This window comes from Loktanella salsilacus, assembly GCF_024206795.1.
GTDB classification, from domain to species: Bacteria; Pseudomonadota; Alphaproteobacteria; order Rhodobacterales; family Rhodobacteraceae; genus Loktanella; species Loktanella salsilacus.
Genome location: NZ_CP072994.1, coordinates 857,801 through 871,791, shown reverse-complemented (window position 1 = coordinate 871,791; position 13,991 = coordinate 857,801). Strand labels below are relative to the sequence as shown.

Genomic DNA, 13,991 nt, shown 5'->3' with positions numbered 1-13,991 from the left:
CAAAGCTGCGCGCGGATGTACCTTTCGCGCGGCGGCCTTTGGGGTTGCGGCATGGGGGCCAACGGCATAGATAGCGCCGAACCGCAGACAACCCGCAGGCCCGTCCTACATGGAAAACGTCGTCCTCGTCATTCACTTGATCCTTGCACTGTCGCTGATCGGCACAGTCCTTTTGCAACGCTCTGAAGGCGGCGGATTGGGCATTGGCGGTGGTGGCGGCGCGTCCACTGGGCGCCCGGCCCCGACTGCCATGGGCAAAGTCACATGGATTTTGGCGCTTGGGTTTATTGCCACATCAATCGCGCTGACAATCATTGCCGCCGAAAACGCGGCAGGTGCATCGGTCGTTGACCGCCTGCAGGATGCGCCGGCCGCTGATGCGCCAGCATCATCCGGTCTGGGCGACAATCTGTTGCCGCCGTCAGCAAGTGATGCGCCGCTGGTGCCATCAGGCAACTAAGCCACTGATACCACAACACTTGGCCGGCCCTCGGGCCGGTTAATCAAAATATTGCGTCACGGGTTGCACGTGGGGGCCTGTTTCGGCTATCCGTCAATCCCGTGATGATGCGATCCAAAGCTGGATCGCAGGTCTGAATTATTGACACACACGGGGGCCCTTCCATGGCACGTTTCATCTTTATCACGGGCGGGGTTGTGTCGTCGCTAGGCAAGGGCCTGGCCTCTGCCGCACTGGGATCGCTGCTGCAGGCGCGCGGCTATACGGTCCGTCTGCGCAAGCTAGACCCGTATCTGAACGTCGATCCGGGCACGATGTCGCCGTTTGAACATGGCGAAGTCTTTGTGACCGACGATGGCGCGGAAACCGACCTCGATCTTGGCCACTACGAACGCTTTACCGGCGTTGCAGCCCGCATGACCGATTCTATCAGCTCTGGCCGGGTCTATTCCACGGTTCTGGAAAAGGAACGCCGCGGCGATTATCTGGGCAAGACCATTCAGGTCATCCCCCACGTCACGAATGAAATCAAAGACTTCATCTCTATTGGCGAAGACGAAGTCGATTTTATGCTTTGCGAGATCGGCGGCACTGTCGGCGACATCGAAGGGCTGCCGTTCTTTGAAGCCATCCGCCAGTTTTCCCAAGACAAGCCGCGCGGGCAGTGCATCTTTATGCACCTGACCCTGCTGCCCTATCTGGCCGCGAGCGGAGAGTTGAAGACCAAACCGACGCAGCACTCTGTCAAAGAATTGCGTAGCATTGGCATCGCCCCTGACGTTCTGGTCTGCCGGTCAGAGCATCCGATCCCAGAGCGGGAACGCGAAAAAATCGGTCTGTTCTGCAACGTCCGCAAGGACGCCGTCATTGCGGCCTATGACCTGAAATCAATCTACGAAGCCCCCCTCGCCTATCACGCGCAGGGCCTTGACCAAGCTGTGCTGGACGCCTTTGGCATTGCCCCCGCGCCCGCGCCGAACCTGACGGTCTGGCATGACGTCGCTGACCGTATTCACAACCCCGAAGGCGAAGTGCGCGTTGCCATCGTTGGCAAGTACACCCAGCTTGAAGACGCTTATAAATCCATCGCCGAGGCGCTGACTCATGGCGGCATGGCGAACCGGGTGAAAGTCCGCATCGACTGGGTCGACGCCGAGCTTTTCGACCGCGAAGACGCCGCGCCCTACCTTGAAGGTTTCCACGCGATCCTTGTCCCCGGCGGCTTTGGCGAACGCGGCACCGAAGGCAAGATCAAGGCGGCGCAATTTGCCCGCGAAAAAGGCGTGCCTTACCTCGGCATCTGCCTTGGCATGCAAATGGCCGTGATTGAGGCTGCGCGCAACGTTGCTGGCCTGACCACTGCCGGATCCGAAGAGTTCGACCACGAGGCTGGCGTTAAACGATTTGAGCCTGTCGTCTATCACCTGAAAGAATGGGTGCAGGGCAACAAGACAGTCGCCCGCAAATCCAGCGACGCCAAAGGCGGCACCATGCGCCTTGGCGCCTATAATGCGACCCTGCGCGAAGGCTCTAAAGTTGCCGAAATTTACGGCACCACCACGATCGAAGAACGTCATCGCCACCGCTACGAGGTTGACACCAAATACCGCGAACAGCTTGAGGCAACTGGCTTGTGCTTTACCGGCATGTCGCCCGACGGCAAGCTGCCGGAAATCGTCGAATGGAAAGACCACCCTTGGTTCATCGGCGTGCAGTTCCACCCGGAACTGAAATCCAAGCCCTTCGCGCCCCACCCCCTCTTTGCCGACTTCATCCGCGCCGCGGTTGAAAATTCGCGCTTGGTCTAAGCCCTCCGTCGCGACGTGATCGCGGTCCTTTCTTCTGGTCAAAAATACCTTGGGGGTATGGGGGCAAAGCCCCCACGGATCGGCCTGGCGGAGCAGGGTCGATCCTCACTCGCCCACGATATGCCCGACACAAAGCACAAAAAAAGGCGCGCCCCGCAGGACGCGCCTTTTTCAATTCAATAGCCGTCGCTTCAGAAGCTAAAGCGGCGGGTCACCAGCACACTAGCGGTCGTCGCATTGTCGCTGCCCTGCTGAACGATGGGGCTGTCAGCCGCGTCGTTTGCGAACTCTTCATAGCGCACGGTGCCGGTCAGACCCCAATCCTCGGAAAACGCATAGGACGCGCTCGCCTCGATGCCTTGGGACAGCAGGCCGCCTTTGGCGTTGTATGCGGTCAGGGTGTTGCCGTTACCGGCCTCTGCGGCCTCTGCGGCGGTCACGCCGAAATACTGCTGGGCGTATTCATCATCGCCGAAAAAGAACCGCGGTCCGACGCGCAACTCGACCGGGGCGGACGGGCGATAGATCGCATCAGCGCCAAGTTCGCCAACCAGCGCGTCGTGGCCGGTCACGCCTTTGCGTGCCAGCGCGAAGACGTAAAAGTTGTCTGCGGTGTAGGTCAGACCGCCACCCAGCTCCAGTGCGGCGTCGATCGTCTCGGTGCCGGCCAGCTCGGAATACTCAGCGCCGCTGCGCTCTCCGATGAAACGGACGGAGGCTGCAAAGCCAAAGCCCTGCGCTGTGCCGCCCTCAGATCCGCCGAGGCTCAGCGGGCCAAAGTTTAGCTCTTGGATGCTGAACGCACCCGTCAGGCTTGTCTCGTTCTCGGAAGAGCCGAAGTAGCTGGGGGCCGATTGTGGGCCTAGGCCGATCGACAGGGTGTTCTGGGCCGCAGCAGCGACGGGCAAAAGCGCCGTAACCAGCGCGGCGGACAGCAAGCGAGAGGACAACATGCGAAGACTTTCTGGGAAAGAGGTGTAATTGTTCGCACTCTAGCACCAATGCTTTGTGCAACAAGGCTTCACGGCCCCACCCGAACAGGTTAGGGCAATGTGATGCTTTCATATCAACACGCCTACCACGCCGGAAACATGGCCGATGTCCACAAGCACGCGCTGCTTGCTTGGATGCTGGATTACATGATCCAAAAACCCAAACCCTTGTCCTATCTGGAAACCCACGCAGGGCGTGCGGTCTATGATTTGCGCAGCCCCGAGGCGGTGAAAACCGGCGAGGCCGCGCAGGGCATCGCATTGGCGCAAGGCTGGTTTGCCAAGGATCATCCCTATGCGCGCGCGCTGGCGAAAAGCCGCGAACGCCATGGCCCGCACATCTATCCCGGCAGCCCGCAGATCGCGCTTGATACGCTGCGGTTCGAGGACAACGTGACCCTTGCCGAACTTCACCCAGCAGAGGCAGAGGCCCTGCGCGCCGCCCTGCCCGGCATCACCGTGACCCAGTCCGACGGGCTTGCCATGGCCCTGTCGCGCTGCCCCCCAGATCCGCGCCGCGGCCTGCTGCTGTGTGATCCCAGTTGGGAGGTGAAGACCGAATACGAGGATATCCCCGAATTCCTGCGCAAGCTGCACCGCCGCTGGCCCGTGGGTATTCTGGCGCTGTGGTATCCCGTGCTGACCGATGCGCGGCACAAGCCGATGCTGCGCGCGCTGCATCGCCAATTTCCTGACGCGATATCCCACACCGTGAACTTTCCGCCTGCGCGGCCGGGGCATGGCATGGTGGGATCGGGCATGTTTGTCATCAATCCGCCCTACGGTTTCGTTGATGAAGCCAACGCCTTGTCACGGCTTTTTGCGCGGGTGCAGCCACAGACCTGACGCCCGACCCTTTCCGAACCTCTGCGCCGGCTCTATAACCACCTCATGTTTGCAGATCTGATCCGGCGCATGACCGCCCCCGCCCCCGACCGTATCCCCGACGCCGACGCCCGCCTTGCGCTGGGTGCTTTGCTTGTCCGTTTGGCGCGGGCGGATGGTCACTACGACCCAATCGAAAAATCCCGGATCGAGGCGATCCTGCGCCGCCGCTACGGCCTGTCCGACGCCGGCGACCTGCGCACGCAATGCGAGGCGCTAGAGGCCGAGGCCCCCGACACCGTCCGCTTTACCCGCGCGATCAAGGATGCGGTGGATTACGACGACCGCCTCGCGGTGATTGATGCCATGTGGCAGATCGTGCTGGCCGACGGCGAACGCGACGCGCAAGAAGACAGCATCATGCGCATGGTTGCCCCAATGCTGGGCGTCACGGACCAAGACAGCAACGCCGCGCGCCGTAGAATCGAAAACGCGGGCTAAGGCCCGTTGCATTCATATGGGTTTTGCGGCCATATCGTCCCCCATGAATACCGCACAAACACCCGTCATCGCGATCCGCAACCTGCACAAGGCTTACGGCAACCTAGAAGTGTTGAAAGGCGTGGATATCACCGCGCCTGCAGGTCATGTCGTGTCCCTGATCGGCTCGTCCGGGTCGGGGAAATCCACCCTGCTGCGCTGCGCCAACCTTTTGGAAGACAGCCAGCAAGGCGATATCATCTTTGACGGCGAGCCGGTGAAATGGAAAGGCACGGGGTTGAACCGCCGCCCTGCCGATCATGCCCAAATGATCCGTATCCGCACGAATCTGTCGATGGTGTTCCAGCAGTTCAACCTCTGGGCGCATATGACGATTCTGCAAAACGTGATGGAAGCGCCGCTGACCGTGCTGAAACGCGACCGGGTAGAGGTCGAAGACGCCGCCCGCCGCTATCTGGACAAGGTCGGCATCGGCGACAAAGCAGACGCCTACCCCGCCATGTTGTCCGGCGGCCAGCAACAGCGCGCCGCCATCGCCCGCGCCCTGTGCATGGAGCCAAAGGCGCTGCTGTTCGATGAACCCACATCTGCGCTGGACCCGGAACTGGAACAAGAAGTCGTGCGCGTCATCCAAGCGCTGGCCGAAGAAGGCCGCACCATGCTGATCGTGACCCACGATATGCGCATGGCCGCCGATGTATCCGACCACGTCGTGTTCCTGCACCAAGGCGTGATCGAGGAACAAGGCGCGCCCGGAGATCTGTTTACGAACCCGCAAACCGACCGCCTGCGCGGCTTTCTATCTGCCACCTTGCCCGCCTAGGCCACCTGACCTAGCGTCAGCCTATTCACGCTTGCCATTTTGCGGGTTTCGCATAACCCTCCGTCCGATCAACGGGGCGCAACGCCGCCCCATCCAACGGGAGACGACAATGAATAAACTAACACTCACCACAGCAGCCTTCGCACTGCTGGCCGGGTCCGCCATGGCGCAGGACGTCGTGCGCATGGGCACCGAAGGCGCCTACCCTCCGTATAACTTCATCAACGACGCTGGCGAAGTCGACGGCTTCGAGCGCGTTCTGGGCGACGAGCTGTGCAAGCGCGCTGAGCTGAACTGCACATGGGTCACCAACGACTGGGACAGCATCATTCCGAACCTCGTGTCCGGCAACTACGATGTCATCATGGCCGGCATGTCGATCACGCCAGAGCGTGACGAAGTCATCGATTTCTCCGACCCTTATACCCAGCCCGATCCCAGCGCATTCGTGTCGATGACCGACGGTGTTGATCTGGCTTCCGCTGTTGTGTCCGCCCAGTCCGGCACAATTCAGGCCGGCTATGTCGCGTCCGAACTGCCCGGCGCGACCTTGCTGGAATTCGCAACCCCAGAAGAGGCCGTCGCCGCCGTGCGCAACGGCGAAGCTGACGCTGTTCTGGCCGACAAAGCCTTCTTGCTGCCAATCGCAGAAGCTGACGGCGATCTGAACATGATGGGCGAAGACGTCCTGATCGGTGGCGGCATTGGCCTTGGCCTGCGCGAAAGCGACGCAGAGCTGAAAACAAAGTTCGACGCTGCGATCCAGTCCATGAAGGCTGATGGCACCTTGAACACGCTGATCACCGACATGCTGCCGGGCTCTGCCACGTTCTAAAAATCAGGCGCCGCGCCCCCGTACTTGGGCGCGGCGCATCCCCATCATCTTGCCAAAAATACTCACATACCAACGTCAAGGATCGGCGCCATCTTTAGCTATTGCACAGATCCCGCCAGCTTATCTGGCCTGACGTGGCTCTCTTGCTACCTGACCACAGGCAAGCATATGGGCATCTATTGGTCCGTCGGTACGGTGCTTTTGCTGCTGGCGATCACCGCACCTGTGGCGCTGCTGTTCGGCTATGGCGGGGCCTCTGCCGCGCGCAGCCAGATCGCGCCAATCCGCTGGTTTGGCAAAACCTACATGGCCGTCGTGCGCGGCGTACCAGATATCGCGTTTTTCTTATTCTTCGTCATCGCACTGGATCAGGGCATCGAATACCTGCGCCAAAAGGTGCTGTGCCCCGATTGGACCGAACCTGTGCGGCAGGGCAACGACTTTGTCGTCTGCCAACAGGCCAAGATGCCGCTCGGCAATGCGGCGCAGTGGGTGCATGAAACTTACGGCTTCGGCCTTGCGGTCCTGACCTTTTCCATCGTCTTCGGCGCTTTCGCGGCCAACGTGATGTTCGGTGCCATGCGCGCCGTGCCGCGCGGCCAGCTGGAAACGGCAGAGGCTTATGGCATGACCCGCCGCCAAGTCACCCGCCGCGTGCTGGTGCCGCAGATGTGGGTCTATGCCCTGCCCGGCCTGTCGAACCTGTGGATGGTCCTGATCAAGGCGACCCCGCTGCTGTTCCTGCTGGGCGTCGAAGATATCGTCTATTGGGCGCGCGAGCTTGGCAGCACCAAGACCCCCAATTTCACCGACTACCCCCACAGCGACTGGCGCATGTGGTATTTTGGCGCGCTTTTGGTGTTCTACCTCGCGCTGACCAAAGTTTCCGAAGTTGTGCTAAGCCGCGTCATGGCCCGCCTGACCCGCGGCCAAGCCACCGCTGGCGGTGAAGCGCAGCGAAAGGCCGCCGGATGAGCTGTATTCAAACCATCGCCGACTACGGTTTGCGCAGCCTTGGCATAGGCGAGCGGCTTTTGCCGCGATCCGATTTCACCTTGTGCCAGCAGTTCACGCTGATCGGCTCTGGCATGATCTGGAACATCTATTTCGGCATCTTCGCGCTGGCGGCAGGCTTTGTGCTGGCGACTGCCCTAGCACTTGGCAAAGCCTCGCGCCACACTGTGCTGCGTAAAGTGTCGGAATGGTTCATCTTCATCTTTCGCGGCTCGCCGCTGTTCATCCAGTTCTTCTTTGCCTATTTCCTGTTCCTCTCGCTCAAAAGCGTGGCACCGGTCTTCGGCATGTTTACATCCGCTTGGGCGGGCGCGCTGGTCGTGCTGTTCTTTAACACCGCCGCCTATTCCGCCGAGATTTTCTACGGCGCGCTGCTGTCGATCCCCAAAGGCGACACAGAGGCGGCAGACGCCTACGGCCTGTCCGGCTGGTCGCGGTTCCGCCGCGTGATCTGGCCGACGATGCTGCGGCTGGCCTGGCCCGCCTACACGAACGAGGCGATCTTTTTGTTTCACGCCACGACGCTGGTCTACTTCTCTGGCTTTCCGGCGCTGCAACAGCGGGGCGACGCGCTGTATTACGCCAATTACTTCGCCGATAAGACCTTCAACCCCTTCGTCCCCTACCCGATCCTTGCGGGCTATTTCATCATCCTGACGCTGATCGTCATCACGTCCTTTGGCCTGATCAACGCCCGTCTGAACCGCCACTTGCCGCAGGAAAAACGCAAGCGGCTGCGGATCCGGCCCCAGATTATTCGCTAGACAAATGGCCCGCTTGCACGGGCGGACACGGCGTCCTAGATTACCAACATTAATAGCAGGTGATCCATGAAAATCGGAATTTTGCAGACCGGGCACGCACCAGATGCGATGCGGCCGGACACGGGCGACTACGCGGATCTGTTCAAGCAGCTGCTGGGCGATCAGGGGTTCGAATTCGAAACCTATGACGTCGTCGATATGCAGTTCCCGGCAGACGTTCACGCCGCCGACGGTTGGCTGCTGACCGGATCAAAGCACGGTGCCTACGAGGATCACCCGTTTATCGCGCCGCTGGAAATCTTTATCCGCGACGCCTATGCCGCTGGCGCGCCGATGGTCGGGATTTGCTTTGGCCACCAGATTATCGCGCAGGCCTTGGGCGGCCGCGTCGAAAAGTTTCCCGGCGGCTGGGCTGTCGGGCGGCAGACCTATGACTGGCAGGGCGACACTGTCGCGCTGAATGCATGGCATCAGGATCAGGTGACACAGCGCCCCGACGGCGCAGAGATTGTCGCCACCAATGACTTTTGCGAAAACGCAGCGCTGGTTTACGGCGACCGGATTTTCACAGTTCAGGCGCATCCAGAGTTCGAAAACGCCTTTACCAAGCGCCTTGGCGATGAACGCGGCGAAGGGGTTGTGCCAGATCCGCTGCTGACAGCAGCCCGCGCGGCCGCGACGATGCCCATCGACAACCACCGGATCGCGGATCAGATGACCCGCTTTTTCAAAACCCGGAGCCTGACATGACTTGGATGGATGCGATCCCAGAGGCCGCGCGCGTCTATCTGGAAAACAACCGCTTGGACGAGGTCGAATGCGTCATCGCCGACCTGCCCGGCATCGCCCGCGGCAAGGCTGTGCCCGCCTCGAAATGGGAAAAGCAGGCGCATTTCCACCTGCCAAACTCGATCTTTTTTCAGACCATCACCGGTGAATGGGGCGAGGCTGCTGGCCCCGAAGGCTTCTTAGAGCCTGACATGATCCTCCGCCCTGACATGTCCACCGCGACTGCCGCGCCGTGGACAAAAGACGGCACATTGCAGGTGATCCACGATGCCTTTGATCAAAAGGGCCGCCCAGTTGGATGCAGCCCGCGCAACGTGCTGAAACGCGTCGTCGACCTGTACAAAGCCGAAGGCTGGACGCCCGTCGTCGCGCCGGAAATGGAATTCTATCTGGTGGGCCGCAACATCGACCCCGCCAAGCCGATTGAACCGATGATGGGCCGCACAGGCCGCCCCGCTGCGGCGCGGCAGGCCTATTCCATGTCCGCCGTGGACGATTATGGCCCGGTGATCGACGACATCTATGAATACGCCGAAATCCAAGGGATCGAGATCGACGGCATCACCCAAGAAGGCGGCGCTGGTCAGCTTGAAATCAACCTGCGCCACGGCGATCCGGTCAAGCTGGCGGACGAGGTGTTCTTTTTCAAACGCCTGCTGCGCGAGGCGGCGTTGAAGCATAACTGCACCGCGACCTTTATGGCCAAACCGATCGAGGGCGAGCCGGGCAGCGCGATGCACGTCCACCACTCTGTACTGGACCGCAAAGGCCGCAACATCTTTACCGGCCCGCAGGGCGGAGAGACCGACGACTTCTTTCACTTCATCGGCGGTTTGCAAGAACATATGCCAAGCGTGATCGCCGTGATCGCGCCGTATGTGAACAGCTATCGCCGCTATGTGCGTGACCACGCCGCGCCGATTAACCTTGAATGGGGCCGCGACAACCGCACGACAGGCATCCGGATTCCGATTTCCCCGCCAGAGGCGCGGCGCGTGGAAAACCGTCTGGCTGGTATGGATTGCAATCCCTACCTGTGCATCGCGGCATCGTTGGCCTGCGGTTATTTGGGCATGAAAAACGAGATTTGGCCCGACAAACGTTTCCAAGGCGACGCCTACGAGGCCGAGGATGCGATTCCGCAGGGCCTATATGCCGCGCTAGAGCTGTTCGACGGAGCGAAAGAGATGCAAGCCGTGCTAGGCGAGGAATTCGCCCGCGTCTATTCCATCGTCAAGCATGCAGAATATAACGAGTTTCTACAGGTCATCAGCCCTTGGGAACGTGAACATCTGTTGCTCAATGTCTGATCGGATGAAACGCAACCTGCTTGCGGCCCTTGGGTTCGTGTTCTGCCTTGGCGCGCTGTCATTGGCCGTCGCGACGACATGGGACAAGGTCCAGCCACAGCAAATAGAGGCCGAATGAACCCACTGTATCGCAACGACACCGCCGGTGAATTTCCCGCCAGCTGGTATGCAGCGACGGCCGATTTGCCGCCGCAACGCCCATCACTGCGCGGTAACCAACAAGCTGACGTTTGCATCATCGGTGCCGGCTATACCGGGCTGACGGCGGCGCTGCGATTGGCGCAAGCTGGGCGCAAGGTCATCGTGCTAGAGGCGCATCGCGCGGGCTTTGGCGCGTCGGGGCGCAATGGCGGTCAGGTCGGGTCAGGCTATAATTGGCACCAGATTGATCTGGCGAAAAAGCTGGGCGATGGCCCGGCGCGGGCACTGTGGGACTGCGCGGAACAGGCCAAGGCCGATCTGCACGATTTAATCGACACCCATGCACCAGATGCGAAATGGACACCGGGCGTGGCCTTTGGCACCTATTCGGACAAGGGCCGCAAGGACTTGCACGCCGAGGCGGAGTTTCTGGCGCGCAACTACGGCTATGACAAGATCACGCCGCTAGACCGCGACGGGCTGCATGACATTGTGCGCACCGATGCCTATGCGGGCGGCTGGCTGGACAACGGTGCCGCCCATATCCACCCCCTGCGCTATGCCGTTGGCCTTGCCGCCGCGGCAGAGGCTGCGGGCGCTGTGATCCTTGAAGGTTCAGAAGTTCACTGCATCCAGCAAGGCACGCCCGCCCGCGTGCAGACCGGGCGCGGTGTGGTGACAGCGGATCACGTCATTCTGGCAGGCAACGGCTATTTGCCGGGCATCAACCGCAAGGTCGCCGCCCGCGTGATGCCGATCAATTCGTTCATCGGCGCGACAGAGCCGCTGGGCGATCTGGCGGACGAGGTTCTGACCCGCGATATCGCCGTGGCGGATTCCAAGTTCGTTGTGAATTATTACCGCCTGTCCGAAGACCGCCGCCTGCTGTTTGGTGGGCGCGAAAGCTACTCTGTCGGCTTTCCCACAGACATCGCCCCGGCGCTGCATGCGCGGATGGTATCGCTGTTTCCACAACTGGCGCAGGTCAAGCTGGACTACGTCTGGGGCGGCACGCTGGGCATCACGATGACCCGCCTGCCCGCGCTGCAACGCGTCGCGCCGAACATGATGTCGGGGGCTGGTTTTTCCGGCCACGGTGTCGCGTTGTCCGGTTTCACAGGTCGCGTCATGGCCGAAGCGATCCTTGGGCAGACCGGGCGCTTTGACGTGATGTCAGCGCTGCCAGTACCGAACTTTCCGGGCGGTGCTCGTTTCAGCACCCCGCTGCTGACGCTGGCGATGACATGGTATGCGCTGCGGGACAGGTTGGGGGTCTAACCGCCCTCTGCCGCGCGGCCCAGCACGACGATCAGCGCGCCAAATATCGCAAGGGTGGCCCAGCCAAAGGCGCGTGTCTTGGCACCCCGGCCTAACGACGTTTGCGCCGCAACGACGGCTTGAAGCGTATAGTACAACGCAAAGGCGCGGCTGGCGAAGGCGATGATCTGGAACACATCCAGCGTCCAAGTCATCACGATACCAAGCCCCACCAGCACCGCATAACCTGTGCGCGGGTCAACGCGTCCGCGCGTCACCTCTGCAATCAGCCCGCCTGATCCGCTGGTATCCGCTACCGCCGCGCTGAACTGCGCGGCAAGCGCGGCGGCGACCAGCAGCAGCGGCAACACCGGGGCGACCCCGTCCATCATGTCGATGATCGCGGTTTCCGACAGCTGGTACTCGGAAGCCGCAAACAGAGGCACCAGCAAGATGATATAGACCATGTAGATCGCGGCGGCTGTCAGCTGCGCCAGCTTCATCGATCGCACGCGCATGGGGGCGTCATAGCTTTCGCCAAGGAAGCGCGACGTCTCGAACCCTTGCACGGTCACGATTAGACCAAAGCCCAAGGTGATTGCAGGCCAAAACGCCAGATGCTGGGTTTCGATAATGAGCGTCCCCGCCCCGGCGCGCTGCGCAAAGGTGATGGCCAGCCCGGTTAGCAGTCCCGCGATAATCGCGAGTTTAATCCCGACCGACACCTGCTCCATCCGTTCCAGCGCGGCAAAGCCTTTGGTCCAGCCGACGATCAGGACGCACAGGAACACCGCGGTCGACACCGTGCGCGCCGCCAGATCCGTATCAAACGGTGTCAGGCTGACGGCGAAGGCACCGAACAGGTTCAGATAATATGCGACCGAAATGACATAGGCGAAGGCCAGCACCACCGACGCCGCCGTATCAAGGCGCGGGGATGGGCGCGGGTCTGCGATGCTTTGCCGGATCGCCGCACCAAAGGCCCAAGCCACAGCGTTCAACACCGCCATGACCAAGATCGCCCAGATGCCGTATGCCCCGCCCAGCAGCGGCCCCAGCACCAGAAATCCGCTGCCGATAATTGACGCGAGCGGCGTTGTCGTCGCGCGCCACAGCGGGGCGGATGCAACCCGGCGCGAGGCCAGAAGCGCGGCCATCGCAGTGACGACCGCCACCACGACGACATTCAGGATCATTGGCTTGGGCCTTTACTTGCCCAACTTGGACAGCTTGTCCTGCATTTCAGCAAGCTGCGCCTTGATCGTTTCCAGATCATCCGCAGGCTTCGTCTTTTGCGGCTCGCGTGACACGCCGGGAATCAACCCACCGGTCATCGCCTTAAAGAACGCGGATTGCTGGCTGCGCATCGCCTCGAACCCCGGCATATTCAGCAGCGGGTTCGTTTTGGTCATATTGTCCATCGCCTTGCTTTGCCCATCGCGCAGCATCTCGAAGCTGGCGGTCAGGAATTGCGGCACGACGGATACGGCTTGGCTGGTATAGCCGCGCACAAGGTCGGTCAAAAGATCGACGCCCAGCACGCTTTCGCCGCGGTTTTCGTGTTCGGCGATGATTTGCAGCAGGTACTGCCGCGTCAGGTCATCACCAGATTTCAGATCAACGATCTGCACTTCGCGGCCTGCGCGGATAAAAGTCGCGATATCTTCCAGCGTGACGTAATCGCTGGTCTCGGTATTATACAGGCGCCGGCTGGCGTAGCGCTTGATCAGCAGTGGTTTATCGGTGGCGGCCACGGTCTGCCCTCCCAAGCATGATGCAGTGCAGCAATGCTATGCCGCGACTGCAAGACAAACAAGAAAAACTCTAGATACAAAAAGGCGCACCCCGAAGGGCGCGCCTGATACTCGTCAACAGTGACGGATTACTTAGAAGTCGTTGCTTTTTTAGCAGCGGCTGTCATCTCGTCGGACGCTTTTTTCGCAGCGTTGGTCATGTCCTCGGACATGTCCTTGCCAGCGGCCATCATCAGTTCCAGCGTCTGGGTCTGAACCTTTTTCGCGATCTCAGCGAAAGCGGCCATGTGCTCGGCTGCGGACTCGGCGGTGGCCGATGCGAAGTCGGTCATCGACTTGGCGTAGTCTGCTGGCTCTGCCTTGACCTTGGTCATGTCCTGCATCTTGGTCAGGGTGTCCTGTGCCCACTTAGCGGACAGCTGTGCGGATTCCTGAGCGGCGGACAAGGAAACGGTCGACATCTTTTCGGCCAGAGTTGCCTGCGACTTGTAGGCATCTTCCATCGACTTTGTGTCGACTGGGAAAGAACCCATCATGTCCTTGAAAACGGTGGTGAAATCTTGTGTCTTAGCCATGGTATGCATCCTTTGCTATGTTGGCGAAGGTCATTCCCATCGCCTGTATCTGTACAAACAAGCTATATGCTGCACTGCAGCATTGCAAGTTTTTTCCGCACTGCAGCATTTTGATTTTCTGCAGGTGCGTAATGCTCTGATAT

The 13,991-nt window shown here is 60.7% G+C and carries 15 protein-coding genes; 11 read left to right on the top strand and 4 right to left on the bottom strand.

What is annotated here, in order from left to right:
* Positions 1 to 109: 109 nt before the first annotated feature.
* Both secG and KBW81_RS04395 read left to right on the top strand, forming a co-directional pair.
* Complete coding sequence (gene secG / locus KBW81_RS04400) at positions 110 to 460, top strand: preprotein translocase subunit SecG (protein ID WP_254248478.1); 351 nt, start codon at positions 110 to 112, stop codon at positions 458 to 460.
* A 164-nt stretch (positions 461 to 624) separates the two neighbouring features.
* Positions 625 to 2,268, top strand: a complete 1,644-nt coding sequence (locus KBW81_RS04395; RefSeq protein ID WP_254248477.1) for a CTP synthase — start codon at positions 625 to 627, stop codon at positions 2,266 to 2,268.
* Between the two features lie 191 nt (positions 2,269 to 2,459).
* Here the strand turns inward: KBW81_RS04395 and KBW81_RS04390 are convergent, their stop codons facing one another.
* Positions 2,460 to 3,221, bottom strand: coding sequence for a MipA/OmpV family protein (locus tag KBW81_RS04390; RefSeq protein WP_090188143.1), 762 nt, complete (start codon positions 3,219 to 3,221; stop codon positions 2,460 to 2,462).
* Between the two features lie 102 nt (positions 3,222 to 3,323).
* Between KBW81_RS04390 and rlmJ the strand changes: the two genes are divergently transcribed.
* From rlmJ to KBW81_RS04345, 9 genes are all read left to right on the top strand, one after another.
* The gene (gene rlmJ / locus KBW81_RS04385; RefSeq protein WP_254248476.1) at positions 3,324 to 4,106 is read left to right on the top strand and encodes a 23S rRNA (adenine(2030)-N(6))-methyltransferase RlmJ; all 783 of its coding nucleotides are present in this window, start codon (positions 3,324 to 3,326) and stop codon (positions 4,104 to 4,106) included.
* Positions 4,107 to 4,151: 45 nt separating this feature from the next.
* Positions 4,152 to 4,586 (top strand): tellurite resistance TerB family protein, encoded by a 435-nt coding sequence (locus KBW81_RS04380; RefSeq protein WP_254248475.1) that lies wholly within the window; start codon positions 4,152 to 4,154, stop codon positions 4,584 to 4,586.
* A 43-nt stretch (positions 4,587 to 4,629) separates the two neighbouring features.
* Positions 4,630 to 5,409, top strand: coding sequence for an ABC transporter ATP-binding protein (locus KBW81_RS04375; protein WP_254248474.1), 780 nt, complete (start codon positions 4,630 to 4,632; stop codon positions 5,407 to 5,409).
* 109 nt (positions 5,410 to 5,518) lie between these two features.
* Positions 5,519 to 6,244 (top strand): transporter substrate-binding domain-containing protein, encoded by a 726-nt coding sequence (locus KBW81_RS04370; RefSeq protein WP_090188138.1) that lies wholly within the window; start codon positions 5,519 to 5,521, stop codon positions 6,242 to 6,244.
* A gap of 90 nt (positions 6,245 to 6,334) precedes the next feature.
* A complete protein-coding gene (locus tag KBW81_RS04365; protein WP_254249001.1) occupies positions 6,335 to 7,219 on the top strand; it encodes an ABC transporter permease in 885 nt (294 codons plus the stop codon).
* Positions 7,216 to 8,022: an ABC transporter permease gene (locus tag KBW81_RS04360; protein ID WP_090188134.1), complete on the top strand. Its 807-nt coding sequence runs from the start codon at positions 7,216 to 7,218 to the stop codon at positions 8,020 to 8,022. The genes KBW81_RS04365 and KBW81_RS04360 overlap by 4 nt, the downstream gene beginning before the upstream one ends.
* A 66-nt stretch (positions 8,023 to 8,088) precedes the next feature.
* Complete coding sequence (locus tag KBW81_RS04355; protein WP_254248473.1) at positions 8,089 to 8,772, top strand: type 1 glutamine amidotransferase; 684 nt, start codon at positions 8,089 to 8,091, stop codon at positions 8,770 to 8,772.
* A complete protein-coding gene (locus KBW81_RS04350) occupies positions 8,769 to 10,121 on the top strand; it encodes a glutamine synthetase family protein (protein ID WP_090188129.1) in 1,353 nt (450 codons plus the stop codon). Before KBW81_RS04355 ends, KBW81_RS04350 begins: the two co-directional genes overlap by 4 nt.
* A 114-nt stretch (positions 10,122 to 10,235) precedes the next feature.
* The gene (locus KBW81_RS04345; RefSeq protein WP_254248472.1) at positions 10,236 to 11,540 is read left to right on the top strand and encodes an NAD(P)/FAD-dependent oxidoreductase; all 1,305 of its coding nucleotides are present in this window, start codon (positions 10,236 to 10,238) and stop codon (positions 11,538 to 11,540) included.
* On the opposite strand, the gene KBW81_RS04340 is transcribed toward KBW81_RS04345, so the two are convergent.
* From KBW81_RS04340 to KBW81_RS04330, 3 genes are all read right to left on the bottom strand, one after another.
* The gene (locus KBW81_RS04340) at positions 11,537 to 12,715 is read right to left on the bottom strand and encodes a hypothetical protein (RefSeq protein ID WP_254248471.1); all 1,179 of its coding nucleotides are present in this window, start codon (positions 12,713 to 12,715) and stop codon (positions 11,537 to 11,539) included. The two genes, KBW81_RS04345 and KBW81_RS04340, sit on opposite strands and share 4 nt — an antisense overlap.
* Before the next feature lie 12 nt (positions 12,716 to 12,727).
* On the bottom strand, positions 12,728 to 13,273 hold the full coding sequence (phaR, locus tag KBW81_RS04335; protein ID WP_090188123.1) for a polyhydroxyalkanoate synthesis repressor PhaR: 546 nt from the start codon (positions 13,271 to 13,273) through the stop codon (positions 12,728 to 12,730).
* 128 nt (positions 13,274 to 13,401) lie between these two features.
* The gene (locus KBW81_RS04330) at positions 13,402 to 13,848 is read right to left on the bottom strand and encodes a Phasin (protein ID WP_254248470.1); all 447 of its coding nucleotides are present in this window, start codon (positions 13,846 to 13,848) and stop codon (positions 13,402 to 13,404) included.
* Positions 13,849 to 13,991: the final 143 nt, after the last annotated feature.

Excerpts from the sequence above, each read along its gene's own strand:
- secG (WP_254248478.1), top strand. The coding sequence starts at position 110 with ATGGAAAACGTCGTCCTCGTCATTCACTTGATCCTTGCACTGTCGCTG.
- KBW81_RS04395 (WP_254248477.1), top strand. The coding sequence starts at position 625 with ATGGCACGTTTCATCTTTATCACGGGCGGGGTTGTGTCGTCGCTAGGC.
- KBW81_RS04390 (WP_090188143.1), bottom strand. The coding sequence starts at position 3,221 with ATGTTGTCCTCTCGCTTGCTGTCCGCCGCGCTGGTTACGGCGCTTTTG.
- rlmJ (WP_254248476.1), top strand. The coding sequence starts at position 3,324 with ATGCTTTCATATCAACACGCCTACCACGCCGGAAACATGGCCGATGTC.
- KBW81_RS04380 (WP_254248475.1), top strand. The coding sequence starts at position 4,152 with ATGTTTGCAGATCTGATCCGGCGCATGACCGCCCCCGCCCCCGACCGT.
- KBW81_RS04375 (WP_254248474.1), top strand. The coding sequence starts at position 4,630 with ATGAATACCGCACAAACACCCGTCATCGCGATCCGCAACCTGCACAAG.
- KBW81_RS04370 (WP_090188138.1), top strand. The coding sequence starts at position 5,519 with ATGAATAAACTAACACTCACCACAGCAGCCTTCGCACTGCTGGCCGGG.
- KBW81_RS04360 (WP_090188134.1), top strand. The coding sequence starts at position 7,216 with ATGAGCTGTATTCAAACCATCGCCGACTACGGTTTGCGCAGCCTTGGC.
- KBW81_RS04355 (WP_254248473.1), top strand. The coding sequence starts at position 8,089 with ATGAAAATCGGAATTTTGCAGACCGGGCACGCACCAGATGCGATGCGG.
- KBW81_RS04350 (WP_090188129.1), top strand. The coding sequence starts at position 8,769 with ATGACTTGGATGGATGCGATCCCAGAGGCCGCGCGCGTCTATCTGGAA.
- KBW81_RS04345 (WP_254248472.1), top strand. The coding sequence starts at position 10,236 with ATGAACCCACTGTATCGCAACGACACCGCCGGTGAATTTCCCGCCAGC.
- KBW81_RS04340 (WP_254248471.1), bottom strand. The coding sequence starts at position 12,715 with ATGATCCTGAATGTCGTCGTGGTGGCGGTCGTCACTGCGATGGCCGCG.
- KBW81_RS04330 (WP_254248470.1), bottom strand. The coding sequence starts at position 13,848 with ATGGCTAAGACACAAGATTTCACCACCGTTTTCAAGGACATGATGGGT.